This window comes from Streptomyces sp. 6-11-2 (assembly GCF_006540305.1).
Taxonomy (GTDB): domain Bacteria; phylum Actinomycetota; class Actinomycetes; order Streptomycetales; family Streptomycetaceae; genus Streptomyces.
In genome coordinates, this window is record NZ_BJOR01000001.1 from 5,916,552 (window position 1) to 5,942,280 (window position 25,729).

A 25,729-nucleotide genomic window follows, 5' to 3' on the forward strand; every position below is an offset into this window, starting at 1 on the left:
GACTAGCGATGTTCCGCCGTACGTTCTGGTTCACCACTGGTGTCGCCGCCGGAGTGTGGGCCACCACCAAGGTCAACCGCAAACTCAGGCAGCTGACCCCCGAGAGCCTCGCCGCGACCGCGGCGACCAAGGCGGTCGAGGCGGGTCACCGGCTCAAGGACCGCGCCCTCGGCTTCGCGCTCGACGTCCGCGACAACATGGCCCAGCGGGAGGCCGAACTCGGCGAGGCCCTGGGCCTGAACGCCTCGCTCGACCCGGAACTGCCCCCGTCCAGGCGGTACACCGCCATCGAGAACCGCAATCACCCGAAGTACGTCGAGGGCCCGGCGTCCTCGGAACACCCCTACACGACGTACTCGTACAACCGGAATGAGGACCACTGATGGAGTCGGCTGAGATCCGCCGCCGCTGGCTGAGCTTCTTCGAGGAGCGCGGGCACACCGTCGTCCCTTCGGCGTCGCTCATCGCGGACGACCCGACTCTGCTCCTCGTCCCGGCCGGCATGGTGCCCTTCAAGCCCTACTTCCTGGGTGAGGTCAAGCCGCCCTTCCCGCGCGCCACCAGCGTGCAGAAGTGCGTGCGCACGCCCGACATCGAAGAGGTCGGCAAGACCACCCGGCACGGCACCTTCTTCCAGATGTGCGGCAACTTCTCCTTCGGTGACTACTTCAAGGAGGGCGCCGTCAAGCTCGCCTGGGAGCTGCTCACCTCGCCCCAGGACAAGGGCGGTTACGGCCTGGAGCCGGAGAAGCTCTGGATCACCGTCTACCAGGACGACGACGAGGCCGAGCGGATCTGGCACGAGGTCGTCGGCGTGCCCAAGGAGCGCATCCAGCGCCTGGGCAAGAAGGACAACTTCTGGTCCATGGGCGTTCCCGGCCCGTGCGGCCCCTGCTCCGAGATCAACTACGACCGCGGCCCCGAGTTCGGCGTCGAGGGCGGCCCCGCCGTCAACGACGAGCGGTACGTGGAGATCTGGAACCTCGTCTTCATGCAGTACGAGCGCGGCGAGGGCACCGGCAAGGACAACTTCGAGATCCTCGGCGACCTGCCGAGCCAGAACATCGACACCGGGCTCGGCCTGGAGCGGCTCGCCATGATTCTGCAGGGCGTGCAGAACATGTACGAGATCGACACCTCCATGGCCGTCATCGGCAAGGCCACCGAGCTCACCGGTGTCGCCTACGGCGACGCCCACGACTCGGACGTGGCGCTGCGCGTGGTCACCGACCACATGCGCACCGCCACCATGCTCATCGGCGACGGCGTCACCCCCGGCAACGAGGGCCGCGGCTACGTGCTGCGCCGCATCATGCGCCGCGCCATCCGCAACATGCGCCTGCTGGGCGCCACCGGTCCGGTCGTCAAGGACCTGATCGACGTGGTGATCGGCATGATGGGGCAGCAGTACCCCGAGCTGATCACCGACCGCGAGCGGATCGAGAAGGTCGCCCTCGCCGAGGAGGCCCGCTTCCTCAAGACCCTCAACGCCGGTACGAACGTGCTGGACGGCGCCGTCGCCGAGACCAAGGCCGCCGGCTCCGCCGTGCTGCCCGGCGACAAGGCCTTCCTGCTCCACGACACCTGGGGCTTCCCGATCGACCTCACCCTGGAGATGGCCGCCGAGCAGGGCCTGTCCGTGGACGAGGAGGGCTTCCGCCGCCTGATGAAGGAGCAGCGGGAGCGCGCCAAGGCCGACGCCCAGGCCAAGAAGACCGGCCACGCCGACGTCGGCGCCTACCGTGAGATCGCCGACTCCGCCGGCGCGACCGACTTCATCGGGTACACCGACACCGAGGGCGAGTCCACGATCGTCGGCATCCTCGTCGACGGCGCCTCCTCTCCGGCCGCCACCGAGGGCGACGAGGTCGAGATCGTCCTCGACCGCACCCCCTTCTACGCCGAGGGCGGCGGCCAGATCGGCGACACCGGCCGCATCAAGGTCGACTCCGGCGCCGTCATCGAGGTCCGCGACTGCCAGAAGCCGGTCCCGGGCGTGTACGTCCACAAGGGCGTCGTCCAGGTCGGCGAGGTCACCGTCGGCGCCAAGGCCCAGGCCTCGATCGACTTCCGCCGCCGCAAGGCCATCGCCCGCGCCCACTCCGCCACGCACCTGACCCACCAGGCTCTGCGTGACGCCCTCGGTCCGACGGCCGCCCAGGCCGGCTCCGAGAACCAGCCCGGCCGCTTCCGCTTCGACTTCGGCTCCCCGTCCGCCGTCCCGACGGCCGTGATGACCGACGTCGAGCAGAAGATCAACGAGGTGCTCGCCCGCGATCTGGACGTGCACGCCGAGGTCATGGGCATCGACGAGGCCAAGAAGCAGGGCGCCATCGCCGAGTTCGGCGAGAAGTACGGCGAGCGTGTGCGCGTGGTGACCATCGGTGACTTCTCCAAGGAGCTGTGCGGCGGCACCCACGTGCACAACACCGCCCAGCTGGGCCTGGTGAAGCTGCTCGGCGAGTCGTCGATCGGCTCCGGTGTGCGCCGTATCGAGGCCCTGGTCGGCGTGGACGCCTACAACTTCCTCGCCCGTGAGCACACGGTCGTCGCCCAGCTCCAGGAGCTGATCAAGGGCCGCCCGGAGGAGCTGCCGGAGAAGGTCTCCGCCATGCTCGGCAAGCTGAAGGACGCCGAGAAGGAGATCGAGAAGTTCCGCGCAGAGAAGGTGCTCCAGGCCGCCGCCGGTCTCGCCGAGTCCGCCAAGGACGTCCGCGGTGTGGCCGTCGTGACCGGCCGGGTCCCGGACGGCACCACGCCGGACGACCTGCGCAAGCTGGTGCTCGACGTGCGCGGCCGGATCCAGGGCGGCCGGGCCGCCGTCGTCGCCCTGTTCACGGTGAACAACGGCAAGCCGCTCACGGTGATCGCCACCAACGAGGCCGCCCGCGAGCGCGGCCTGAAGGCCGGTGACCTGGTCCGCACGGCCGCCAAGACCCTCGGCGGCGGCGGTGGCGGCAAGCCGGACGTCGCCCAGGGCGGCGGACAGAACCCGGCCGCCGTCGGCGAGGCCGTTGACGCCGTGGAGCGGCTCGTGGCCGAGACGGCGAAGTAGGGCGGCCGAAGCGATGCGCAGAGGACGTCGGCTCGCGATCGACGTCGGGGACGCCCGGATCGGGGTCGCCTCGTGCGACCCCGACGGGATCCTCGCCACCCCGGTGGAGACGGTCCCCGGCCGGGACGTCCCCGCGGCACACCGTCGGCTCGGGCAACTCGTCGCGGAGTACGAGCCGATCGAGGTCGTCGTCGGTCTCCCGCGCTCCCTCAAGGGGGGCGAGGGGCCGGCCGCGGTCAAGGTCCGCGCCTTCGCCGGCGAGCTGGCCAAGGGCATCGCCCCGGTGCCGGTCCGCCTGGTGGACGAGCGGATGACCACGGTGACGGCCAGTCAGGGACTGCGTGCCTCCGGGGTGAAATCCAAGAAGGGACGCTCCGTGATCGACCAGGCCGCGGCCGTCATCATCCTCCAACAAGCCCTGGAATCCGAACGAGTGTCAGGGAAAGCACCCGGCGAGGGCGTCGAAGTGGTCATCTGATCGCGATACGGTAACGTTCCGCGCGATGCGCCTGCGTTCGAACAGACGACGCACAGAAAGAGGCGGAACGGAAGCCGGGGCACACAGCCGTGTGACCGACGCCTCGCGGCTCTAGGGGATCGATGACTGAGTATGGCCGGGGTCCAGGCCCCGAACCGTGGCATCCGGAGGACCCGTTGTACGGGGACGGCGGATGGGGGGGACAGCAGGCCCACGCGGGCCCGCAGTCCCCCTACGGGGGTGGGCCGCAGCACCATCCGCAGCAGCCGCAGCAACAGCAGTACGGCGAGTGGGATCAGCAGCAGGCCGGCTACGACGGGCAGTACCAGCAGCAGCCCTACGGTGACCAGGGGCAGCAGCACTACGACCCGCAGGGGCAGCAGCACCACGGTCAGCAGGGTCAGCAGCAGTACGACCAGCAGCCCTACGGTGACCAGGGGCAGCAGCAGTACGACCAGCGGTACGCGGGCCACCTCCAGCAGCAGGGCTACGGCCAGGGCGGCTGGGACGGCTCCGGCGGGCAGCAGCAGCCGGCCTACCCCGGCGACCCGGCCGACCCGTATGGCCAGCAGGCCGCGTCCTACGGCGCGCAACAGCCCGATCATTACGGCACCCCCGAGGCCTACCCGCCGCCGGAGCCGCCGAGCCGTCGGCGCGCCGAGCCGGAGCCGCGGCCGGACTGGGACCCGGATCCCGAAGCCGAACAGGACGACCACGCGTTCTTCGCGGGCGGCGACGGCGAGGACGACGAGGACGGCGACGATCCGAACGAGGGCCGGGGACGGGGCGACCGCAAGGGCCGCGGCGGCAAGGGCAAGGACAAGAAGCGCCGCAGCGGCTGCGCCTGCCTGGTCGTCGCCCTGGTGTTCGGCGGAGGTACGGCCGGAGTCGTCTACTACGGCTACCAGTTCTACCAAGATCGTTTCGGCGCCGCCCCGGACTACGCGGGCGACGGAATCAACGAGATGGTCACCGTCGAAATCCCCAAGGGCGCGGGCGGCTACGACATCGGCCGGGCGCTGAAGGCGGCGGGCGTGGTCAAGAGCGTCGACGCCTTCGTGGCGGCGCAGTCGAAGAACCCCAATGGAGACCGGATCCAGGCGGGCGCCTATCTGCTGAAGAAGCAGATGTCCGCGGCGAGCGCCATCACGATGATGCTCGACCCCAAGAGCCAGAGCAATGTCCTGGTCAAGCCGGGCGAACGCAATGCCCTGGTCTACGAGGACATCGACAAGCAGCTGGAACTGGCCGCCGGCACCACGCAGAAGATCGCCGCGCGGCAGTACAAGGACCTCGGTCTGCCCAAGTGGGCCCAGAACAAGAGCCGGATCAAGGATCCGCTGGAGGGCTTCCTCTATCCGGGCACCTATCCCGCGGCCAAGGGCATGAAGCCCGAGGCGGTCCTGAAGGAAATGGTCAAGCAGGCCGACGAGGTCTACGCCCGGTACAAGTTCGCCGACAAGGCGAAGGAACTGAACCTGGACGATCCGTTCCAGCTCGTCACGGTCGCGAGCCTGGTCCAGGCCGAGGGCAAGACGCACGACGACTTCCGCAAGATGGCGGAAGTGATCTACAACCGCCTGAAGCCGACCAACACCGAGACCAACCAGTTGCTGCAGTTCGACTCGACCTTCAATTACCTGAAGGGCCAGAGCAACATCCACATCAGCGAAAAAGAGATCAACAGCAACCAGGACCCGTACAACACCTACACCAACAAGGGCCTTCCGCCCGGACCGATCGGAAACCCCGGCGACGACGCGCTGAGGGCGGCATTGAATCCGACCCAGGACGGCTGGATCTATTTCGTGGCGACCGACGGCTTGCACAAGACGGAGTTCGCCAAGACGTACGCCGAATTCCTCAAGCTCAAGGACAAGTTCGATGCCACCAAGAGCAACTGACGCCCGTCGGGCGGCTGTGCTCGGTTCACCGATCGCCCACTCGCTCTCCCCGGTGCTGCACCGGGCGGCGTACGCGGAGCTGGGGCTCACGGACTGGTCGTACGACCGGTTCGAGATCGACGAGGCAGGCCTGCCCGCGTTCTTCGAGGGCCTGGGACCCGAGTGGGCCGGGCTGTCGCTGACCATGCCGCTGAAGCGGGCGGTCATCCCGCTGCTCGACGAGATCAGCGACACCGCCGCCTCCGTCGAGGCGGTCAACACGGTCGTGTTCACCGCGGACGGCCGCCGGGTCGGGGACAACACCGACGTGCCGGGCATGGTCGCCGCCCTGCGCGAGCACGGCGTCGAGCAGGTCGGCTCGGCGGCGATCCTCGGCGCCGGCGCCACCGCCTCCTCCGCGCTGGCCGCGCTCGCCCGCGTCTGCACCGGCGAGGTGGTCGCCTACGTCCGCAGCGAGGCCCGCGCGGCCGAGATGCGGGAGTGGGGTGAGCGGCTGGACGTCGAGGTCCGCACGGCGGACTGGACGGACGCCGGGCAGGCCCTGAAGGCGCCGCTGGTGATCGCCACCACCCCGGCCGGGACGACGGACGCGCTCGCCGACGCCGTACCCGGACGGCCCGCCACGCTCTTCGACGTCCTCTACGACCCGTGGCCCACGCCGCTGGCGGCCCGCTGGTCCATGGCCGGCGGCGCCGTCGTCGGCGGCCTCGACCTGCTGGTGCACCAGGCGGTCCTCCAGGTCGAACAGATGACGGGCCACAGCCCGGCCCCCCTGCACGCCATGCGCGAAGCGGGCGAGAAGGCCCTCGCGGCCCGCTGACCAGGGCGCATCCGCTCCGGCGCAGAAGCGCCGGCCCTCGCGGCCCGGATGACCCACTCGCCGTGTGCCCGTGACGGGCCGACGGGAGTACGTGACATGCCGGTGCCGCGGGGCGGGCCTGTGCGCCGCGCGTCCGACTGCTGGACCGGCGACCGGGGCCGGCGTCCGGACGTGGGAGGATCGGAGGTGGCGGGCCAGGGCCGCGCACCCGGTCGCGCCGTCGCAGTTCCAGGCGCGAGCATGAGGAGCACCGTTGAGCAGGTTGCGCTGGCTGACCGCGGGGGAGTCCCACGGACCCGCACTCGTCGCCACGCTGGAGGGCCTTCCCGCCGGCGTGCCCGTCACCACGGAGATGGTGGCGGACCACCTCGCACGGCGGCGCCTGGGCTATGGGCGCGGTGCCCGGATGAAGTTCGAGCGGGACGAGGTCACCTTCCTCGGCGGGGTCCGGCACGGCCTCACCCTCGGCTCCCCGGTGGCCGTCATGGTGGGCAACACCGAGTGGCCCAAGTGGGAGAAGGTCATGGCCGCCGACCCGGTCGACCCGGCGGAGCTGGCCGAGCTCGCGCGCAACGCACCGCTGACCCGGCCCCGGCCCGGGCACGCCGATCTGGCGGGCATGCAGAAGTACGGCTTCGACGAGGCCCGGCCGGTGCTGGAGCGGGCCTCCGCGCGCGAGACCGCGGCCCGTGTCGCGCTGGGCGCCGTGGCCCGGTCGTACCTGAAGGAGACCGCCGGCATCGAGATCGTCAGCCACGTCGTCGAGCTGGCCGCGGCCAGGGCGCCCTACGGCGTGTACCCGACCCCGGCGGACGTGGAGAAGCTGGACGCGGACCCGGTGCGCTGCCTGGACGCGGACGCCTCCAAGGCGATGGTCGCGGAGATCGACCAGGCCCACAAGGACGGCGACACGCTCGGCGGCGTGGTGGAGGTGCTGGCCTACGGCGTGCCGGTGGGCCTGGGCTCCCACGTGCACTGGGACCGGCGGCTCGACGCCCGGCTCGCGGCCGCGCTCATGGGCATCCAGGCGATCAAGGGCGTCGAGGTCGGCGACGGCTTCGGCCTGGCGCGGGTGCCCGGCTCCCAGGCCCACGACGAGATCGTCACGACCGGCGAGGGCATCCGGCGTGCCACGGGCCGCTCCGGCGGCACCGAGGGCGGGCTGACCACGGGAGAGCTGCTGCGGGTGCGCGCCGCGATGAAGCCGATCGCGACCGTGCCGCGGGCCCTGCGGACCGTGGACGTCTCCACCGGCGAGTCCGCGCAGGCCCACCACCAGCGCTCCGACGTGTGCGCGGTGCCGGCCGCCGGCATCGTGGCCGAGGCCATGGTGGCCCTCGTCCTCGCCGACGCCGTCGCGGAGAAGTTCGGCGGCGACAGCGTGCCCGAGACCCGCCGCAACGTGCGGTCCTACCTCGAGAACCTGGCGATCCGGTGAGCGCCGAGCCGGTCGTCGTCCTGGTCGGACCCATGGGCGTCGGCAAGTCCACCGTCGGACGGATGCTGGCCGACCGCCTCGGGATCGCCTACCGGGACGTCGACGACGACATCGTCGCGGAGCAGGGCCGCACCATCGCCGAGATCTTCGTCGACGAGGGCGAGCCGTTCTTCCGTGCCGTCGAGAAGGAGGCGGTGCGCCGGGCGCTCGCCGGGCACGACGGTGTACTGGCCCTCGGCGGCGGCGCGATCCTGGACCCGGACACACGGGCCCTGATCGCCCGGCTGCCGGTCCTGTACCTGTCGATGGACGTCGAGGAGGCCGTCAGGCGCACCGGCCTGAACGTGGCCCGCCCGCTGCTCGCCGTGAACCCGCGCAAGCAGTGGCGCGAGTTGATGGAGGCCCGGCGGCACCTGTACGAGGAGGTCGCCACCGCGGTCGTGCCGACCGACGGGCGCACCCCCGAAGAGGTCACCCAAGCCGCCCTGGACGCACTGGAGTTGAAGGAAGTATGAGCGAGTCGGTCACGCGGATCCACATCGCCGGCACGGCCGGCACCGAGGCGTACGACGTCCTGGTGGGCCGCCGGCTCCTCGGTGAACTCACCGGCCTGGTCGGCGAGAAGGCCAAGCGGGTCGCCGTGATCCACCCCGAGGCGCTCGCCGAGACCGGGGACGCGCTCCGCGCCGACCTGGCCGAGCAGGGCTACGAGGCCGTCGCCATCCAGGTGCCGAACGCGGAGGAGGCCAAGACCGCGGAGGTCGCCGCCTACTGCTGGAAGGCGCTGGGCCAGTGCGGGTTCACCCGCACCGACGTCATCGTGGGCGTGGGCGGCGGCGCCACCACCGACCTGGCCGGGTTCGTGGCCGCGACCTGGCTGCGCGGGGTGCGCTGGATCGCCGTCCCGACCACCGTGCTGGCCATGGTGGACGCGGCCGTCGGCGGCAAGACTGGCATCAACACCGCCGAGGGCAAGAACCTCGTGGGCGCCTTCCACCCGCCCGCCGGTGTGCTGTGCGACCTGGCCGCGCTGGACTCCCTCCCGGTCAACGACTACGTGTCCGGGCTCGCGGAGGTCATCAAGGCCGGCTTCATCGCCGACCCGGTGATCCTCGACCTGATCGAGTCCGACCCCGAGGCCGCCCGCACCCCGGCCGGCCCGCACACCGCCGAACTCGTCGAGCGGTCCATCAGGGTCAAGGCGGACGTCGTCTCCGCCGACCTGAAGGAGTCGGGCCTGCGGGAGATCCTCAACTACGGCCACACGCTGGGCCACGCGATCGAGAAGAACGAGCGGTACAAGTGGCGGCACGGCGCCGCGGTCGCCGTCGGCATGCACTTCGCCGCCGAACTCGGCCGTCTGGCGGGCCGGTTGGACGACGCCACGGCCGACCGCCACCGCGCGGTCCTCGAATCGGTGGGCCTGCCGCTGCACTACCGCTACGACCAGTGGCCCAAGCTGCTGGAGACGATGAAGGTCGACAAGAAGTCCCGCGGCGACCTGCTGCGCTTCATCGTCCTGGACGGCCTCGCCAAGCCCACCGTCCTGGAGGGCCCCGACCCGGCCGTGCTGCTCGCCGCGTACGGCGAGGTCGGACAGTAAGTCCCACCGAGCGGCATCCGCCCCGTTCTGCCTGCCGCGACGGGCACTTCGGACCGCGCCCGGCCGTTCACCATATGGCGGCCGGGGACGGTACCGTTCGGTAGGCGGCGGGGCTCGGACCCGCTGCCGGCGCCAATTGCCCCGTACGAGACGGAGTCGCACCGGATGCAGCACGCAGTGGGTTCACCGCTGCCGCCGCCCCGCCAGCCGGGGCACGGACCGGCCGCCGGCTGGGCGCCGGACGCACATCACCCGGGGCCGCGGCACCCGGGCGCGTCCCAGGGCTCCGCGCCCGTGCCCCCGCCGCCTCCGGCATCGGGCCATCCCGGCGCCCCGGCGCCACAATCGCCGGGCCCGCGTCCGTCAGCACCGCACCCTCAGGGCTTGCCCCGGTCGGCGCCGCATCCTCAGCAGCCGCCTCCGTCGGCGCCGCACCCTCAGGGTCCGCCTCCGTCGGCGCCGCGTCCTCAGGGTCCGCCCCCGTCAGCGCCGCACCCTCAGGGCTTGCCCCGGTCGGCGCCGCATCCTCAGCAGCCGCCTCCGTCGGCGCCGCATCACCAGGGCTCGCCTCCGTCGGCGCCGCATCACCAGGGGCCGCCTCTGTCGGCGCCGCACCCTCAGGGTCCGCCTCCGTCGGCGCCGCGTCCTCAGGGTCCGCCCCCGTCAGCGCCGCACCCCCAGAACTCGCAGCCTCAGCGGCCGCACCCCCAGAGCCCACACCCGTCGGCCCCCGGGGTCCCGCCGCCCGCCGCGCCGCCCGCGACGGACGCCACCGGACATGTCCGGCTGCCGCCGGGCGGTCCCGTCGGCATGCCCAGCGTGCCGCCGGCCCAGACGGCGCCCGACCCGACGACCACCACGCTGGCGGTGCTGCTGATCGGGCCGGCGGGCGCCGGCAAGACGAGCGTCGCCAAGTACTGGGCCGACCGCCGCCGCGTGCCCACCGCGCACATCAGCCTCGACGACGTACGCGAGTGGGTCCGCTCCGGCTTCGCCGACCCGCAGTCGGGCTGGAACGACCACTCCGAGGCGCAGTACCGCCTCGCCCGCCGCACCTGCGGATTCGCCGCCCGCAACTTCCTCGCCAACGGCATCTCGTGCATCCTCGACGACGCCGTCTTCCCCGACCGCCCGGTGGTCGGGCTCGGCGGCTGGAAGCGCCATGTCGGCCCCGGCCTGCTCCCGGTCGTGCTGCTGCCCGGCCTGGACATCGTCCTGGAGCGCAACGCCGAGCGTTCCGGAAACCGCCGGCTGACGGACGAGGAGGTCGCCCGCATCCACGGCCGCATGGCCGGCTGGTACGGATCCGGCCTCCCCATCATCGACAACTCCCAACTCGACGTCCCGGCCACGGCCAGAGTCCTGGACGAGGTCCTGTCCCGAGCCATCGCCAGCCCCCCGAACTGGTAGGGCGCGGGCAGGCGGCCCGACCGCCGGACACGGCACCCGGTAGCCCGGGGCCGGGATCCGGCAGACCCACTCGGACCTCTCGAACGGCGATATTGAGCCATGACTCTTACGCTCGGTTCATGTCAGAGGTGTACGCGGCCCGCCGGACCCGGCTGAGGGAGCGCTGCAACGCGGGCGGCAGCGCGGCGGCGCTGGTGACTCGTCCCGCCAATGTGCGGTACCTCGCGGGGGCGGCCCCGCAGGGTGCCGTCCTGCTTCTCGGAAGGCGCGAGGACCTGCTGGTGTGCCAGAGCCCGCCGGACGACCGGCCCTGCGAGGGCCGTCCCGACGAGGCGCTGCGGGTGCAGGTTCTGCCCCAACCCTCCGGCGGCGACCCGGCCGTCGCCGCCGCCGACCACGCCCGGACCCAGGGCGCCGACTCGCTCGCCGTGGAGGAGCACCACCTCACGGTGGCCCGCTACCGGGCCCTCGGCTCGGTGGCGCCCCAGCTGCGTCTGACCGACCTGGGCAGCGCGGTCGAGCAGCTCCGAGTCGTCAAGGACGAGGAGGAGATCTCCTGTCTGAGAATCGGTGCCGAGATCGCCGATCAGGCCCTCGGTGAGCTGCTGGAGTCGATCCTGGTCGGCCGCACCGAGCGCCATCTCGCCCTGGAGCTGGAGCGGCGGCTCGTCGACCACGGCGCCGACGGACCCGCCTTCCCGACCTCCGTGGCCACCGGCCCGAACTCCGGCCGCCGCGGCCACCGGCCCACCGACCGGCGGGTCGAGGAGGGCGACTTCCTCACGGTGTGCCTGGGCGCCGCCTACCGCGGCTACCGCTGCGAGATCGGCCGCACCTTCGTGATCGGCACGTCTCCGGCGGACTGGCAGATCCAGCTCTACGACCTGGTCTTCGCAGCCCAGCGCGCCGGACGGGAGGCCCTGGCCCCCGGCGCCGCCTACCGCGACGTGGACCGCGCCGCGCGCCAGGTACTGGATTCGGCCGGGTTCGCAGAGGGCCTGCAACCCCTCACCGGGCACGGGGTCGGACTCGAAATCGACGAGGACCCGCAGCTGGCCCCTTCAGCCATGGGTAAACTGGACGCTTGCGTGCCGGTCACCGTCGAACCTGGGGTCCACCTCCCGGGCCGGGGCGGTGTCCGGATCGATGACACGCTCGTCGTACGCCCCGAGGCGGACGGCGGACCCGAGCTACTCACCATCACGACCAAGGAGCTCCTCGCGCTCTAGCCTCGCGCTGTGCGCTTGCCCCCGGGTCGTACGTCAGTCCAGGAGATTCCGCAACCGTGGCTTCCACGAACGACCTCAAGAACGGCATGGTGCTCAAGCTCGACGGCGGCCAGCTGTGGTCCGTCGTCGAGTTCCAGCACGTCAAGCCCGGCAAGGGCCCGGCCTTCGTGCGCACCAAGCTCAAGAACGTGCTCTCCGGCAAGACCGTCGACAAGACGTTCAACGCCGGCGTCAAGGTCGAAACGGCCACCGTCGACAAGCGTGACATGCAGTTCTCCTACATGGACGGCGACTACTTCGTCTTCATGGACATGGAGACCTACGACCAGCTGCACATCGACCGCAAGGTCGTCGGCGACACCGCCAACTTCCTGATCGAGGGCTTCGAGGCCACCGTCGCCCAGCACGAGGGCGAGGTGCTCTTCGTCGAGCTGCCGGCCGCCGTCGAGCTGACCGTCGCCGAGACCGAGCCGGGCGTCCAGGGCGACCGCTCCACCGGTGGCACCAAGCCCGCCACCCTGGAGACCGGCCACCAGATCCAGGTCCCGCTCTTCATCACCACCGGTGAGAAGATCAAGGTCGACACGCGCACGAGCGACTACCTCGGCCGGGTGAACAGCTAACCGTGGCTGCCCGCAACACGGCCCGCAAGCGTGCCTTCCAGATCCTCTTCGAGGGTGACCAGCGCGGCGCCGACGTCCTGACGGTCCTCGCTGACTGGATCCGGCTCTCCCGGACCGACACCCGGCAGCCCCCGGTGAGCGAGTACACGATGCAGCTCGTCGAGGGCTACGCGGAGCGCGCGACCCGGATCGACGACCTGATCGCGCAGTACGCGGTCGGCTGGACGCTCGACCGTATGCCGGTCGTCGACCGCAACATTCTGCGGCTCGGCGCGTACGAGCTGATCTGGGTCGACGAGACCCCGGACGCCGTCGTGCTGGACGAGATGGTGCAGCTGGCGAAGGAGTTCTCCACGGAGGAGTCGCCCTCGTTCGTCAACGGCCTGCTGGGCCGTCTGAAGGAGCTCAAGCCCTCCCTCCGCCGCGACCAGGTGTGAGAGGACCGGCCCGCAGCCGGTGCCCGCACGGACTTGCAGGGGCCCGCAGCACGACTGCTGCGGGCCCCTCGGCGTCCGTGCCCACGCCCCCGGTCCCATCTGACCGCTTCAGGGCCGAGCCCACCCCACCGGGGCCGCGAAAAAGCCGCCGGGGTGGCCGGAACAAGACGGTTCCGGCCACCCCGGCGGCACGTTTCTGCTGGGTCTGCCGAGCGGTCAGCTCTCCTCGTGGGACGCCACCGCGCGACGCGCGTCCGCGTCCAGCACGCCCCAGCTGATCAGCTGCTCGGTGAGGACCGAGGGCGACTGGTCGTAGATGACGGCGAGTGTGCGCAGGTCGTCCTGGCGGATGGAGAGCACCTTGCCGTTGTAGTCACCGCGCTGCGACTGGATCGTCGCCGCGTAGCGCTGGAGCGGGCCTGCCTTCTCGGCCGGCACCGTGGCCAGCCGCTCCAGGTCCAGGACCAGCTTCGGCGGGGGCTCGGCGGCTCCGCCGGGGGTGGTGCCCGGCAGCAGCTCCTGCACGGGGACCCCGTAGAAATCCGCCAGTTCGGCGAGGCGCTGCACGGTCACGGCACGGTCGCCGCGCTCGTACGAACCGACCACGACCGCCTTCCAGCGTCCCTGGCTCTTCTCCTCGACACCGTGGAGGGAAAGGCCCTGCTGGGTGCGGATCGCCCGGAGCTTGGCCCCGAGCTGTTTGGCGTATTCGCTGGACATATGGCTCCCCGGACACTGTGTCGACGCGACTGGCTCGGGTGCCACGCCGCGCGGCTGGTAACTCACTGTGAGGTTACGCAGCGTTACTCTGTCGCGTCAAGCCGAATGGTCCGCAGCGCCGCTTCCGTGGTAACCGCGGTCCGTTGCGCCAAGGGGGTGATCAGGGAGGTCTCCGGCACCTGGTAGCGTGTATGGCGCAATTCCGACGTCCTTTAAGGTCCGTCCCGTGAGGCGGAGAAGGAGGTCCGTTTCTCATGGACTCGCACGAAACCACGCAAGCGTCCGATGCCCGGCCCGTTCTCGAGGGCCCCGACATCGAGCGGGTGCTGACCCGCATCGCCCACGAAATCGTCGAGCGCGCCAAGGGCGCCGACGACGTGGTGCTCCTCGGCATTCCGACCCGGGGCGTCTTCCTCGCCCAGCGGCTCGCCGTCAAACTCGAGCAGATCACCGAACGCAAGGTCTCCTGCGGCTCGCTCGACATCACCATGTACCGCGACGACCTGCGCATGCAGCCCCCGCGTGCGCTGGCCCGCACCGAGATCCCCGGTGACGGCATCGACGGCCGCCTCGTCGTCCTCGTCGACGACGTGCTCTTCTCCGGCCGCACCATCCGCGCCGCCCTCGACGCCCTGAACGACATCGGGCGTCCGCGCGCGGTGCAGCTCGCCGTCCTCGTCGACCGCGGCCACCGCGAACTGCCGATCCGCGCCGACTACGTCGGCAAGAACCTCCCCACGTCGCTGCGGGAGACGGTCAAGGTCCTGCTCGCCGAGGAGGACGGTCGCGACACCGTGCTGCTCGGCGCCAAGCCGGCCGCCCAGGGCGACCAGCCGTAACACGCGCGCGTACGCATCGCCGTACGCCCCGCGCGTGTGCCCTCACACGCGCCCGTCTGCCCCAATTCTCCCGAATGAATCGCCTTACGGAGCCTGACAGATGCAGCGTCATCTCATCTCGGCCGCCGACCTCACCCGCGACGACGCCGTCCTGATCCTCGACACCGCCGAGGAGATGGCCCGGGTCGCCGACCGGCCGATCAAGAAACTGCCGACCCTGCGCGGCCGCACCGTCGTCAACCTCTTCTTCGAGGACTCCACCCGCACCCGGATCTCCTTCGAGGCCGCGGAGAAGCGGCTGTCCGCGGACGTCATCAACTTCACCGCCAAGGGATCGTCGGTGTCCAAGGGCGAGTCCCTGAAGGACACCGCCCAGACCCTGGAGGCCATGGGCGTCGACGCCGTGGTCATCCGGCACGGCGCCTCCGGGGCCCCGTACCGGCTGGCCAACTCCGGCTGGATCGACGCCGCCGTCATCAACGCCGGCGACGGCACCCACCAGCACCCCACCCAGGCGCTGCTCGACGCCTTCACCCTGCGCCGCCGACTGGTCGGCAGGGACGCGGGCCTCGGCCAGGACCTGTCCGGCAGGCGCGTCACCCTCGTCGGCGACGTGCTGCACAGCAGGGTGGCCCGGTCCAACGTCGACCTGCTGCACACCCTCGGCGCCGAAGTGACCCTGGTCGCCCCGCCGACCCTGCTGCCGGTCGGCGTCGGGTCCTGGCCCTGCGAGGTCTCCTACGACCTCGACGCCACCCTGCCCAAGTCCGACGCGGTGATGATGCTCCGCGTGCAGCGCGAGCGGATGAACGACGCCTTCTTCCCGACCGAGCGCGAGTACTCGCGGCGCTACGGTCTGGACGCCGAGCGGATGGCCAGGATGCCCGAGCACGCCATCGTGATGCACCCCGGCCCGATGGTCCGCGGAATGGAGATCACCGCCGAGGTTGCGGACTCCGACCGCTGCACCGCCGTCGAGCAGGTCACCAACGGCGTCTCCATCCGCATGGCCGTGCTGTACCTCCTGCTCGGCGGCATGGAGCCCGCCCCGCAAGCCCGCACCACCGAGGAGAAGTAAGAGACATGAGCAAGATTCTGATCCGTGGTGCCAAGGTGCTCGGCGGCGCGCCGCAGGACGTCCTGATCGACGGCGAGGTCGTCGAGGCGGTCGGCACCGGACTGTCCGCCGAGGGCACGGAGATCGTCGAGGCCGACGGCAAGGTGCTGCTGCCGGGCCTGGTCGACCTGCACACCCACCTGCGCGAGCCGGGCCGCGAGGACTCGGAGACCGTCCTGACCGGCACCCGCGCGGCCGCCTCCGGCGGCTACACGGCCGTGTTCGCCATGGCCAACACCTTCCCCGTGGCCGACACAGCCGGCGTCGTCGAGCAGGTCTGGCGTCTGGGCCGGGAGCACGGCTACTGCGATGTGCAGCCCATCGGCGCCGTCACGGTCGGCCTGGAGGGCCGCAAGCTCGCCGAACTCGGCGCCATGCACGAGTCGGCCGCCGGGGTCACCGTCTTCTCCGACGACGGCAAGTGCGTCGACGACGCGGTGATCATGCGCCGGGCGCTGGAGTACGTGAAGGCCTTCGGCGGCGTCGTCGCCCAGCACGCCCAGGAGCCGCGGCTGACCGAGGGCGCCCAGATGAACGAGGGCGTCGTCTCCGCCGAACTGGGCCTGGGCGGCTGGCCGGCCGTCGCCGAGGAGTCGGTCATCGCCCGCGACGTCCTGCTCGCCGATCACGTCGGCTCCCGCGTCCACATCTGCCACCTGTCGACCGCGGGCAGCGTCGAGATCGTCCGCTGGGCCAAGTCCCGCGGCATCCAGGTCACCGCCGAGGTCACCCCGCACCACCTGCTCCTCACCGACGAGCTGGTGCGCACCTACAACCCGGTCTACAAGGTCAACCCGCCGCTGCGCACCGAGCGGGACGTGCACGCCCTGCGCGAGGCGCTCGCCGACGGCACGATCGACATCGTCGCCACCGACCACGCCCCGCACCCGCACGAGGACAAGGACTGCGAGTGGGCCGCGGCCGCCATGGGCATGGTCGGCCTGGAGACCGCCCTGTCGGTGCTCCAGGAGACCATGGTCGACACCGGTCTGCTGGACTGGGCGGGCATCGCGGACCGCATGTCCTTCGCGCCGGCCCGGATCGGGCGGGCCACCGGCCACGGCCGCCCCGTCTCGGCAGGTGAGCCCGCCAACCTCACGCTGGTCGACACGGCATACCGTGGGCAGGTGGACCCCGCGGGCTTCGCCTCGCGCAGCCGGAACACCCCGTACGAGGGACGTGAGCTGCCGGGCCGTGTCACCCACACGTGGCTCCGGGGCAAGGCCACGCTCGTCGACGGGAAGCTCACGTGACATCTGCACCTCTGCTCGCAGCCGGGCTCGCGACCGAAGTCGCCGCGGAAGGGAAATCGGCCGCGGTCACCGACTGGGGCGCCCGTATCGGCTGGCTGATCGGCCTCGTCCTGTTCATCGCCCTCGTCTACTGGCTGATGCGCGAGGGCTGGAAGTGGCGCGCCACCCTCCAGGGCGACCTGCCCGAGCTGCCGAGCGCGCCGGAGGAGCCCGGTCCGGCGCACCTGACGATGACCGGCCGCTACCACGGCTCCACCACCGCCGGGCAGTGGCTGGACCGCATCGTGGCGCGCGGCCTGGGCACCCGCAGCCGGGCCGAGCTGACCCTGACCGACGTGGGCCTGGACGTGGTGCGCCCCGGAGCGAACGACTTCTTCGTCCCGGCCGCACAGCTGCGCGGGGCCCGGCTCGACAAGGGCATCGCCGGCAAGGTGCTCACCGAGGGCGGACTGCTCGTCGTGACCTGGGAGCACGGCGATCGCCTGATCGACTCCGGGTTCCGGTCCGACCGGGCGGCCGAGCACACCGAGTGGGTCGAGGCCCTCACCACCATGATCGAGAAGAACAGCACGGAAGGCGCCGAACGATGACCACCTCCACCAGGGGAACCTCGAGGGTTCCCGCCGTACTCGTCCTGGAGGACGGCCGGATCTTCCGCGGCCGTGCCTACGGGGCCGTGGGGGAGACATTCGGCGAGGCCGTGTTCTCCACCGGCATGACCGGCTACCAGGAGACGCTCACCGACCCGTCGTACCACCGTCAGGTCGTCGTCATGACCGCCCCGCACGTCGGCAACACCGGCGTCAACGACGAGGACCCCGAGTCGAACCGGATCTGGGTCTCCGGCTACGTCGTGCGCGACCCCGCGCGCCGGCCCTCCAACTGGCGTGCCCAGCGCACCCTGGACGAGGAGCTCGCCGCGCAGGGCGTGGTCGGCATCAGCGGCATCGACACCCGCGCCCTCACCCGCCATCTGCGCGAGCGCGGCGCCATGCGCGTCGGCGTCTTCAGCGGGGAGGCCGTCCAGGACGACGCCGCGCTGCTGGCCCGGGTCCTGGAGTCGCCCCGGATGGAGGGCGCGGACCTGTCCGCCGAGGTGGCCACCGAGGAGGCGTACGTGGTCCCCGCGATCGGCGAGAAGAAGTTCACCGTCGCCGCGGTCGACCTCGGCATCAAGGGCATGACCCCGCACCGCATGGCCGAACGCGGCATCGAGGTGCACGTACTGCCCGCCACCGCCACGGTCGAGGACGTGTACGCGGTCGAGCCCGACGGCGTGTTCTTCTCCAACGGCCCCGGCGACCCGGCCACCGCCGACCACGCCGTCTCCGTCATGCGGGGCGTCCTGGAGCGCGGCACGCCGCTGTTCGGCATCTGCTTCGGCAACCAGATCCTGGGCCGCGCGCTGGGCTTCGGCACCTACAAGCTGAAGTACGGCCACCGCGGCATCAACCAGCCGGTGCAGGACCGTACGACCGGCAAGGTCGAGGTCACCGCGCACAACCACGGCTTCGCCGTCGACGCCCCCACCGACCGGGTCTCCGACACCCCCTTCGGCCGTGTCGAGGTCTCCCACGTCTGCCTCAATGACAACGTGGTGGAAGGCCTCCAGCTCCTCGACAAGCCGGCCTTCAGCGTCCAGTACCACCCCGAAGCGGCCGCGGGACCCCACGACGCCGCCTACCTGTTCGACCGCTTCACGTCTTTGATGAGCACAGTCCTGATGGAGGGCCAGCGTGCCTAAGCGCACCGATATCCAGTCCGTCCTGGTCATCGGCTCCGGCCCGATCGTCATCGGCCAGGCCGCCGAGTTCGACTACTCCGGCACCCAGGCGTGCCGCGTCCTGAAGGCCGAGGGTCTCAGGGTCCTCCTCGTCAACTCCAACCCCGCGACGATCATGACCGACCCGGAGATCGCCGACGCCACCTACGTCGAGCCGATCACCCCGGACTTCGTCGAGAAGATCATCGCCAAGGAGCGCCCCGACGCCCTGCTGCCCACCCTGGGCGGCCAGACCGCGCTCAACACCGCCATCTCGCTGCACCAGAACGGCGTCCTGGAGAAGTACGGCGTCGAGCTGATCGGCGCCAACGTCGAGGCCATCCACAAGGGCGAGGACCGCGAACAGTTCAAGGAGGTCGTGGAGGCCGTCCGGCGCAGGACCGGGCACGGCGAGTCCGCCCGCTCCGTGATCTGCCACACCATGGACGAGGTCCTGGCCGGCGTCGACGAGCTCGGCGGCTACCCGGTCGTGGTCCGCCCCTCCTTCACCATGGGCGGCGCCGGCTCCGGCTTCGCCCACGACGAGGACGAGCTGCGCCGCATCGCGGGCACCGGCCTCGCGCTCTCCCCGACCACCGAGGTGCTCCTGGAGGAGTCCATCCTCGGCTGGAAGGAGTACGAGCTGGAGCTGATGCGCGACAAGCACGACAACGTCGTGGTCGTCTGCTCCATCGAGAACTTCGACCCGATGGGCGTGCACACCGGCGACTCCATCACCGTCGCCCCGGCCATGACGCTCACCGACCGCGAGTACCAGATCCTGCGGGACATCGGCATCGCCGTCATCCGCGAGGTCGGCGTCGACACCGGTGGCTGCAACATCCAGTTCGCGGTGAACCCCGAGGACGGCCGGGTCATCGTCATCGAGATGAACCCGCGCGTGTCGCGTTCCTCCGCGCTCGCCTCCAAGGCGACCGGCTTCCCCATCGCCAAGATCGCCGCCAAGCTCGCCGTCGGCTACACCCTCGACGAGATCCCCAACGACATCACGCAGGAGACCCCGGCCTCCTTCGAGCCGACCCTCGACTACGTGGTCGTCAAGGCGCCCCGGTTCGCCTTCGAGAAGTTCCCGCAGGCCGACTCCACGCTGACCACCACCATGAAGTCGGTCGGCGAGGCCATGGCCATCGGCCGCAACTTCACCGAGGCCCTCCAGAAGGCCCTGCGCTCGCTGGAGAAGAAGGGCAGCCGGTTCACGTTCGTCGGCGACCCCGGCGACCGGCACGAGCGGCTGCGCGAGGCCGTCCGCCCGACCGACGGCCGGATCAACGCGGTGATGCAGGCCATCCGCGCGGGTGCCACGGCCGAGGAGGTCTTCGACGCCACGAAGATCGACCCGTGGTTCGTCGACCAGCTGTTCCTGATCAAGGAGATCGCCGACGAGCTGGCCGAGGCGCCCGAGCTGACCGCCGACCTGCTCGCCGAGGCCAAGCGGCACGGCTTCTCCGACCAGCAGATCGGCGAGATCCGGGGCCTGCGCGAGGACGTGGTCCGCGAGGTGCGGCACGCGCTCGGCATCCGCCCGGTCTACAAGACGGTCGACACCTGCGCCGCCGAGTTCGCCGCGAGGACGCCGTACTTCTACTCCTCCTACGACGAGGAGAACGAGGTCGCGCCGCGCGAAAGGCCGGCGGTGATCATCCTGGGCTCCGGCCCCAACCGCATCGGCCAGGGGATCGAGTTCGACTACTCCTGCGTGCACGCCTCCTTCGCGCTGCACGACGCCGGGTACGAGACCGTGATGGTCAACTGCAACCCGGAGACCGTCTCCACCGACTACGACACCTCCGACCGGCTGTACTTCGAGCCGCTCACCCTGGAGGACGTCCTGGAGATCGTCCACGCGGAGCGGCAGGCCGGCCCGATCGCCGGTGTCGTCGTCCAACTGGGCGGCCAGACCCCGCTGGGCCTGGCGCAGGCCCTGAAGGACAACGGCGTGCCGATCGTCGGCACCCCGCCCGAGGCGATCCACGCCGCCGAGGACCGGGGCGCCTTCGGCCAGGTGCTGGTCGAGGCGGGCCTGCCGGCCCCCAAGCACGGCACCGCCACCACCTTCGCCCAGGCCAAGACCATCGCCGACGAGATCGGCTACCCGGTCCTGGTCCGACCGTCCTACGTCCTGGGCGGCCGCGGCATGGAGATCGTGTACGACGAGGCGCGCCTGGAGGCGTACATCGCCGAGTCGACCGAGATCAGCCCCTCCCGCCCGGTGCTCGTCGACCGGTTCCTCGACGACGCCATAGAGATCGACGTCGACGCCCTCTACGACGGCGAGGAGCTGTACCTCGGCGGCGTCATGGAGCACATCGAGGAGGCCGGCATCCACTCCGGCGACTCGGCGTGCGCGCTGCCGCCGATCACGCTCGGCGGGTACGACATCAAGCGGCTGCGGGCCTCCACCGAGGCCATCGCGCGCGGTGTCGGGGTGCGCGGCCTGATCAACATCCAGTTCGCGCTGTCCGGCGACATCCTCTACGTCCTGGAAGCCAACCCGCGCGCCTCCCGTACGGTCCCCTTCACCTCCAAGGCGACCGCCGTGCCGCTCGCCAAGGCCGCCGCCCGGATCTCGCTGGGCGCGACCATCGCCGAACTGCGCGAGGAGGGGCTGCTGCCGAGGAACGGCGACGGCGGCACGCTGCCGCTGGACGCGCCGATCTCCGTCAAGGAGGCCGTGCTGCCGTGGAGCCGCTTCCGGGACACCTCCGGACGTGGTGTGGACACCGTCCTCGGCCCCGAGATGCGCTCCACCGGCGAGGTCATGGGCATCGACTCCGTCTTCGGCACCGCGTACGCCAAGTCGCAGTCGGCGGCCTACGGTCCGCTGCCGACCAAGGGCCGCGCCTTCATCTCGGTCGCCAACCGGGACAAGCGGTCGATGATCTTCCCGGCCCGTGAGCTGGTGGCCCACGGATTCGAACTGCTCGCCACCTCCGGCACGGCCGAGGTGCTCAAGCGCAACGGCATCAACGCCACGGTCGTGCGCAAGCAGTCCCAGGGCACCGGGCCCAACGGCGAGCGGACCATCGTCCAGCTCATCCACGACGGCGAGGTCGACCTCATCGTCAACACCCCGTACGGCACCGGCGGCCGCCTGGACGGCTACGAGATCCGTACCGCGGCCGTGGCGCGCTCCGTGCCGTGTCTGACGACGGTTCAGGCGCTGGCCGCGGCGGTCCAGGGCATCGACGCCCTCCACCGCGGCGAGGTGGGTGTCCGCTCCCTCCAGGAACACGCGGGACACCTGACCGCGACCCGCGACTAGCGGCCACGAGGGGGGGACACCGGAGACGGTGTCCCCCCTCTTCACGAGGACCCATGGGGACCCATGAGGCCCCGAGGACACCCGAGGACTCAGTGATGTACAAGCTTTTCTTCCGTCTGTTCTTCCAGCGGATGGACCCGGAACAGGCGCACCACCTGGCCTTCCGCTGGATCCGGCTCGCCGCCCGCGTCCCGGTGCTGCGCACCTTCGTCGCCGCCGTGCTCGCCCCCCGCCACAAGGAGCTGCGCACCGAGGTCCTCGGGCTGCGGATGCACGGCCCCTTCGGGCTCGCCGCCGGCTTCGACAAGAACGCCGTGGCGATCGACGGGATGTCGATGCTCGGCTTCGACCACGTCGAGATCGGCACGGTCACGGGGGAGCCGCAGCCCGGCAACCCCAGGAAGCGGATGTTCCGGTTGGTCGCGGACCGCGCGCTGATCAACCGCATGGGCTTCAACAACGAGGGCTCGCTCGCCGTCGCCGCGCGCCTGGCCTCGCGCACGCCCGCGTTCAGGACTGTCGTGGGCGTCAACATCGGCAAGACCAAGGTCGTCCCGGAGGAGGATGCCGTCGGCGACTACGTGAAGTCCGCCGAGCGGCTGGCCCCGTACGCCGACTACCTGGTCGTCAACGTCTCCTCGCCGAACACCCCCGGACTGCGCGACCTCCAGGCCACCGAGGCGCTGCGCCCGCTCCTTGCCGCCGTGCGCGAGGCCGCCGACCGGGTCGTGCCGGGGCGCCGGGTGCCGCTGCTGGTGAAGATCGCCCCGGACCTCGCCGACGAGGACGTCGACGCCGTCGCCGACCTCGCCGTGGAGCTGGGCCTGGACGGGATCATCGCCACCAACACCACCATCGCGCGCGAGGGACTCGGGCTGACGTCCGCGCCCTCGCTGGTGAAGGAGACCGGTGGACTCTCGGGCGCGCCGCTGAAGGCGCGCTCCCTGGAGGTGCTGCGCCGCCTCTACGCGCGCGTGGGCGACCGCATCACCCTGGTCGGCGTGGGCGGCATCGAGAACGCCGAGGACGCCTGGCAGCGCATCCTGGCCGGCGCCACCCTGGTCCAGGGCTACAGCGCCTTCGTCTACCAGGGGCCCTTCTGGAGCCGCGCGATCCACAAGGGGCTCGCCGCACGCCTGCGGACCAGCCCGTACGCCACCCTCGCCGACGCGGTCGGCGCCGACGTGAGGAAGGCGGGGGAGGCGCCATGAGCCCGGTGGAACCCTTCGGCGCGCGTCTGCGCCGTGCCATGGACGAGCGCGGCCCGCTGTGCGTCGGCATCGACCCGCACGCCTCGCTGCTCGCCGAGTGGGGCCTGAACGACGACGTGGCCGGTCTGGAGCGGTTCAGCCGCACCGTGGTGGAGGCGCTGGCCGGCCGGGTGGCCGCCCTGAAGCCGCAGAGCGCCTTCTACGAGCGTTTCGGCTCGCGCGGCCTCGCCGTCCTGGAGAAGTCGGTCGAGGAGGCCCGGGCGGCCGGGGCGCTGGTCGTGATGGACGCCAAGCGCGGCGACATCGGCTCGACCATGGCCGCCTACGCCGAGTCGTTCCTGCGCAAGGACGCGCCGCTGTTCTCGGACGCGCTCACCGTCTCGCCGTACCTCGGCTACGGGTCGCTGAGGCCCGCGGTCGACCTGGCGCGGGAGAGCGGCGCGGGCCTGTTCGTGCTGGCCCTGACCTCCAACCCGGAGGGCGCCGAGGTCCAGCACGCCGTGCGGCCCGACGGCCGTTCCGTGGCCGCGACCGTGCTCGCGCACCTCGCCGAGGAGAACGCGGGGCAGGCCCCGCTCGGCTCCTTCGGCGCGGTGGTGGGGGCCACGCTGGGCGACCTGTCGTCGTACGACCTGGACATGGGCGGGCCGCTGCTCGCGCCGGGGATCGGCGCGCAGGGAGCGACGCCGGCCGACCTTCCCCGGGTGTTCGGCTCCGCGGTGCGCAACGTGGTCCCGAGCGTCAGCCGGGGTGTTCTGCGTCACGGTCCCGAGGTGGGGGCGCTGCGGAGCGCCGCGGAGCGCTTCGCGGAGGAGATCAGGACCGCGGTGACCGGCGGCTGAGTCACCGGGCGGGCGTCCCGGGGCCCGCCTGGGTCTGGATACATCCTCAAATCCGGGGCATTATGTCCTAAATGCCCGGCCTGGCGGAGGCTGACCAGGACTTTTCCTCTGTTCTCGCTGACTCTGGCGGACGAGACCGCTAGTCTCCGTCGAGTGGGGGCGCCTCCCACGCCCTCAAGGTAGTGGGGGAGAACGGGCAAGCGTGTTGCTCGTAGCTCCTCAGGTGTGGGGCGACTAGGTTCCTCACCGGTCCGTATCCGACAGTTCGACATCCGAGGTGACGTAGGCGTGGCTCTTCCGCCCCTAACCCCTGAACAGCGCGCAGCCGCGCTCGAAAAGGCCGCCGCGGCTCGCCGGGAGCGGGCCGAGGTCAAGAATCGACTCAAGCACTCCGGCGCCTCCCTGCACGAGGTCATCAAGCAGGGCCAGGAGAACGACGTCATCGGCAAGATGAAGGTCTCCGCCCTTCTTGAGTCCCTGCCGGGCGTGGGCAAGGTCCGCGCCAAGCAGATCATGGAGCGGCTCGGTATCTCCGAGAGCCGTCGCGTGCGCGGCCTCGGGTCCAACCAGATCGCCTCCCTGGAGCGCGAGTTCGGCAGCACCGGCTCCTGAATCCGGGGGCTCGGGGCCGGAGTCCCGGGCACCGCGCGATTCCTGGAATAATCAGCGCATGGCTGTAACACCCCGGGGCGCGACCCCCGTACCCCCGGACGCACGTCCGCGGCTGACCGTGCTCTCCGGCCCCTCAGGGGTCGGCAAGAGCACGGTCGTCGCCCATATGCGCAAGGAACACCCCGAGGTCTGGCTGTCGGTGTCCGCGACGACCCGCAAGCCCCGTCCCGGTGAGCAGCACGGCGTCCACTACTTCTTCGTCACCGACGAGGAGATGGACAAGATGATCGCCAACGGCGAGCTGCTGGAGTGGGCCGAGTTCGCGGGCAACCGCTACGGCACGCCGCGCGCCGCCGTGCTGGAGCACCTGGAGTCGGGTGTGCCGGTGCTGCTGGAGATCGACCTCCAGGGCGCCCGGCAGGTCCGCGAGTCCATGCCCGAGGGCCGGCTGGTGTTCCTGGCTCCTCCCTCCTGGGAGGAACTCGTGCGCAGACTCACCGGGCGGGGGACCGAGCCGCCCGAGGTCATCGAACGGCGGCTGGAGGCGGCGAAGATCGAACTCGCGGCCGAGCCGGAGTTCGACGAGACCCTGGTCAACACCTCCGTCGAGGACGTGGCTCGCGAGCTGCTAGCCTTGATGGACGTTGTGTGATCGTGAGAATGACCGTGACGGTCGCACCGACTGATTCTTTCCCATCCATCGGAAGGTAGAGCGTGTCCTCTTCCATCTCCGCGCCCGAGGGCATCATCAACCCGCCGATCGACGAGCTCCTCGAGGCCACCGACTCGAAGTACAGCCTCGTGATCTACGCGGCCAAGCGGGCCCGCCAGATCAACGCGTACTACTCGCAGCTCGGCGAGGGCCTCCTCGAGTACGTCGGTCCGCTCGTCGACACCCACGTCCACGAGAAGCCGCTCTCCATCGCCCTGCGGGAGATCAACGCGGGTCTGCTGACGTCCGAGGCCATCGAGGGCCCGGGTCAGTAGTCCCCGCTCAGTAGCCCCTGCGGTTCTTCATATCTGCAGATCGCAGTAGGTTTTTCCACAGGCCCGGCAGCACGACTGCCGGGCCTGTGGTGTGCTCGGGGGGTGC

24 protein-coding genes are annotated in these 25,729 nt (G+C 71.0%); 23 read left to right on the top strand and 1 reads right to left on the bottom strand.

The window, feature by feature from the left end; all coding sequences use genetic code 11:
• Window positions 1–8: 8 nt before the first annotated feature.
• From TNCT6_RS26200 to nusB, 12 genes are all read left to right on the top strand, one after another.
• Window positions 9–383 (top strand): hypothetical protein, encoded by a 375-nt coding sequence (locus TNCT6_RS26200; protein ID WP_141362760.1) that lies wholly within the window; start codon window positions 9–11, stop codon window positions 381–383.
• Complete coding sequence (alaS, locus tag TNCT6_RS26205; RefSeq protein WP_141362762.1) at window positions 383–3,055, top strand: alanine--tRNA ligase; 2,673 nt, start codon at window positions 383–385, stop codon at window positions 3,053–3,055. Before TNCT6_RS26200 ends, alaS begins: the two co-directional genes overlap by 1 nt.
• A 13-nt stretch (window positions 3,056–3,068) precedes the next feature.
• Window positions 3,069–3,533 (top strand): Holliday junction resolvase RuvX, encoded by a 465-nt coding sequence (gene ruvX, locus TNCT6_RS26210; RefSeq protein ID WP_141362764.1) that lies wholly within the window; start codon window positions 3,069–3,071, stop codon window positions 3,531–3,533.
• Between the two features lie 122 nt (window positions 3,534–3,655).
• A complete protein-coding gene (gene mltG / locus TNCT6_RS26220; RefSeq protein WP_141362766.1) occupies window positions 3,656–5,437 on the top strand; it encodes an endolytic transglycosylase MltG in 1,782 nt (593 codons plus the stop codon).
• Entirely contained in the window at window positions 5,418–6,257 is an 840-nt protein-coding gene (locus TNCT6_RS26225) for a shikimate dehydrogenase (protein ID WP_141362768.1), read from the top strand. Before mltG ends, TNCT6_RS26225 begins: the two co-directional genes overlap by 20 nt.
• 253 nt (window positions 6,258–6,510) lie before the next feature.
• The gene (gene aroC / locus TNCT6_RS26230; RefSeq protein ID WP_141362770.1) at window positions 6,511–7,695 is read left to right on the top strand and encodes a chorismate synthase; all 1,185 of its coding nucleotides are present in this window, start codon (window positions 6,511–6,513) and stop codon (window positions 7,693–7,695) included.
• Window positions 7,692–8,210, top strand: coding sequence for a shikimate kinase (locus TNCT6_RS26235; protein ID WP_141362772.1), 519 nt, complete (start codon window positions 7,692–7,694; stop codon window positions 8,208–8,210). The genes aroC and TNCT6_RS26235 overlap by 4 nt, the downstream gene beginning before the upstream one ends.
• A complete protein-coding gene (gene aroB, locus TNCT6_RS26240) occupies window positions 8,207–9,298 on the top strand; it encodes a 3-dehydroquinate synthase (RefSeq protein ID WP_141362774.1) in 1,092 nt (363 codons plus the stop codon). Before TNCT6_RS26235 ends, aroB begins: the two co-directional genes overlap by 4 nt.
• A gap of 504 nt (window positions 9,299–9,802) precedes the next feature.
• Window positions 9,803–10,708 (top strand): AAA family ATPase, encoded by a 906-nt coding sequence (locus tag TNCT6_RS26250; RefSeq protein WP_373996206.1) that lies wholly within the window; start codon window positions 9,803–9,805, stop codon window positions 10,706–10,708.
• 119 nt (window positions 10,709–10,827) lie between these two features.
• Window positions 10,828–11,937, top strand: coding sequence for an aminopeptidase P family protein (locus TNCT6_RS26255; RefSeq protein WP_141362776.1), 1,110 nt, complete (start codon window positions 10,828–10,830; stop codon window positions 11,935–11,937).
• Between the two features lie 56 nt (window positions 11,938–11,993).
• Complete coding sequence (efp, locus tag TNCT6_RS26260; protein WP_141362778.1) at window positions 11,994–12,560, top strand: elongation factor P; 567 nt, start codon at window positions 11,994–11,996, stop codon at window positions 12,558–12,560.
• Window positions 12,561–12,562: 2 nt separating this feature from the next.
• A complete protein-coding gene (nusB, locus tag TNCT6_RS26265) occupies window positions 12,563–12,997 on the top strand; it encodes a transcription antitermination factor NusB (RefSeq protein WP_141362780.1) in 435 nt (144 codons plus the stop codon).
• A gap of 216 nt (window positions 12,998–13,213) precedes the next feature.
• Here the strand turns inward: nusB and bldD are convergent, their stop codons facing one another.
• A complete protein-coding gene (bldD, locus tag TNCT6_RS26270) occupies window positions 13,214–13,717 on the bottom strand; it encodes a transcriptional regulator BldD (RefSeq protein WP_004990661.1) in 504 nt (167 codons plus the stop codon).
• A 254-nt stretch (window positions 13,718–13,971) separates the two neighbouring features.
• Here bldD and pyrR point away from each other — a divergent pair, with 254 nt between their 5' ends.
• The 11 genes from pyrR to rpoZ all read left to right on the top strand — a co-directional run bounded on the left by pyrR (window position 13,972) and on the right by rpoZ (window position 25,623).
• Window positions 13,972–14,556, top strand: coding sequence for a bifunctional pyr operon transcriptional regulator/uracil phosphoribosyltransferase PyrR (gene pyrR, locus TNCT6_RS26275; RefSeq protein WP_141362782.1), 585 nt, complete (start codon window positions 13,972–13,974; stop codon window positions 14,554–14,556).
• 100 nt (window positions 14,557–14,656) lie between these two features.
• On the top strand, window positions 14,657–15,634 hold the full coding sequence (locus TNCT6_RS26280; RefSeq protein WP_141362784.1) for an aspartate carbamoyltransferase catalytic subunit: 978 nt from the start codon (window positions 14,657–14,659) through the stop codon (window positions 15,632–15,634).
• 5 nt (window positions 15,635–15,639) lie between these two features.
• Complete coding sequence (locus TNCT6_RS26285; RefSeq protein ID WP_141362786.1) at window positions 15,640–16,926, top strand: dihydroorotase; 1,287 nt, start codon at window positions 15,640–15,642, stop codon at window positions 16,924–16,926.
• Window positions 16,923–17,516, top strand: coding sequence for a hypothetical protein (locus TNCT6_RS26290; protein ID WP_172633026.1), 594 nt, complete (start codon window positions 16,923–16,925; stop codon window positions 17,514–17,516). Before TNCT6_RS26285 ends, TNCT6_RS26290 begins: the two co-directional genes overlap by 4 nt.
• A complete protein-coding gene (gene carA / locus TNCT6_RS26295) occupies window positions 17,513–18,670 on the top strand; it encodes a glutamine-hydrolyzing carbamoyl-phosphate synthase small subunit (protein ID WP_141362788.1) in 1,158 nt (385 codons plus the stop codon). The genes TNCT6_RS26290 and carA overlap by 4 nt, the downstream gene beginning before the upstream one ends.
• Window positions 18,663–21,971, top strand: coding sequence for a carbamoyl-phosphate synthase large subunit (carB, locus tag TNCT6_RS26300; RefSeq protein ID WP_141362790.1), 3,309 nt, complete (start codon window positions 18,663–18,665; stop codon window positions 21,969–21,971). Before carA ends, carB begins: the two co-directional genes overlap by 8 nt.
• Window positions 21,972–22,066: 95 nt before the next feature.
• Window positions 22,067–23,182, top strand: a complete 1,116-nt coding sequence (locus tag TNCT6_RS26305; protein ID WP_141362792.1) for a quinone-dependent dihydroorotate dehydrogenase — start codon at window positions 22,067–22,069, stop codon at window positions 23,180–23,182.
• On the top strand, window positions 23,179–24,024 hold the full coding sequence (gene pyrF, locus TNCT6_RS26310; RefSeq protein ID WP_172633027.1) for an orotidine-5'-phosphate decarboxylase: 846 nt from the start codon (window positions 23,179–23,181) through the stop codon (window positions 24,022–24,024). Before TNCT6_RS26305 ends, pyrF begins: the two co-directional genes overlap by 4 nt.
• 288 nt (window positions 24,025–24,312) lie before the next feature.
• Window positions 24,313–24,636, top strand: a complete 324-nt coding sequence (locus tag TNCT6_RS26315; RefSeq protein WP_003977346.1) for an integration host factor — start codon at window positions 24,313–24,315, stop codon at window positions 24,634–24,636.
• A 58-nt stretch (window positions 24,637–24,694) separates the two neighbouring features.
• On the top strand, window positions 24,695–25,288 hold the full coding sequence (gene gmk, locus TNCT6_RS26320) for a guanylate kinase (RefSeq protein WP_141362794.1): 594 nt from the start codon (window positions 24,695–24,697) through the stop codon (window positions 25,286–25,288).
• Between the two features lie 62 nt (window positions 25,289–25,350).
• A complete protein-coding gene (gene rpoZ, locus TNCT6_RS26325; protein ID WP_030577387.1) occupies window positions 25,351–25,623 on the top strand; it encodes a DNA-directed RNA polymerase subunit omega in 273 nt (90 codons plus the stop codon).
• The last annotated feature ends 106 nt before the right edge of the window (window positions 25,624–25,729 follow it).

Coding starts and splice junctions, on each gene's coding strand:
- pyrF (WP_172633027.1), top strand. CDS start 23,179: ATGAGCCCGGTGGAACCCTTCGGCGCGCGTCTGCGCCGTGCCATGGAC.
- gmk (WP_141362794.1), top strand. CDS start 24,695: ATGGCTGTAACACCCCGGGGCGCGACCCCCGTACCCCCGGACGCACGT.
- TNCT6_RS26280 (WP_141362784.1), top strand. CDS start 14,657: ATGCAGCGTCATCTCATCTCGGCCGCCGACCTCACCCGCGACGACGCC.
- mltG (WP_141362766.1), top strand. CDS start 3,656: ATGACTGAGTATGGCCGGGGTCCAGGCCCCGAACCGTGGCATCCGGAG.
- TNCT6_RS26225 (WP_141362768.1), top strand. CDS start 5,418: ATGCCACCAAGAGCAACTGACGCCCGTCGGGCGGCTGTGCTCGGTTCA.
- TNCT6_RS26285 (WP_141362786.1), top strand. CDS start 15,640: ATGAGCAAGATTCTGATCCGTGGTGCCAAGGTGCTCGGCGGCGCGCCG.
- pyrR (WP_141362782.1), top strand. CDS start 13,972: ATGGACTCGCACGAAACCACGCAAGCGTCCGATGCCCGGCCCGTTCTC.
- carA (WP_141362788.1), top strand. CDS start 17,513: ATGACCACCTCCACCAGGGGAACCTCGAGGGTTCCCGCCGTACTCGTC.
- TNCT6_RS26255 (WP_141362776.1), top strand. CDS start 10,828: ATGTCAGAGGTGTACGCGGCCCGCCGGACCCGGCTGAGGGAGCGCTGC.
- TNCT6_RS26305 (WP_141362792.1), top strand. CDS start 22,067: ATGTACAAGCTTTTCTTCCGTCTGTTCTTCCAGCGGATGGACCCGGAA.
- alaS (WP_141362762.1), top strand. CDS start 383: ATGGAGTCGGCTGAGATCCGCCGCCGCTGGCTGAGCTTCTTCGAGGAG.
- bldD (WP_004990661.1), bottom strand. CDS start 13,717: ATGTCCAGCGAATACGCCAAACAGCTCGGGGCCAAGCTCCGGGCGATC.
- aroB (WP_141362774.1), top strand. CDS start 8,207: ATGAGCGAGTCGGTCACGCGGATCCACATCGCCGGCACGGCCGGCACC.
- TNCT6_RS26200 (WP_141362760.1), top strand. CDS start 9: ATGTTCCGCCGTACGTTCTGGTTCACCACTGGTGTCGCCGCCGGAGTG.
- ruvX (WP_141362764.1), top strand. CDS start 3,069: ATGCGCAGAGGACGTCGGCTCGCGATCGACGTCGGGGACGCCCGGATC.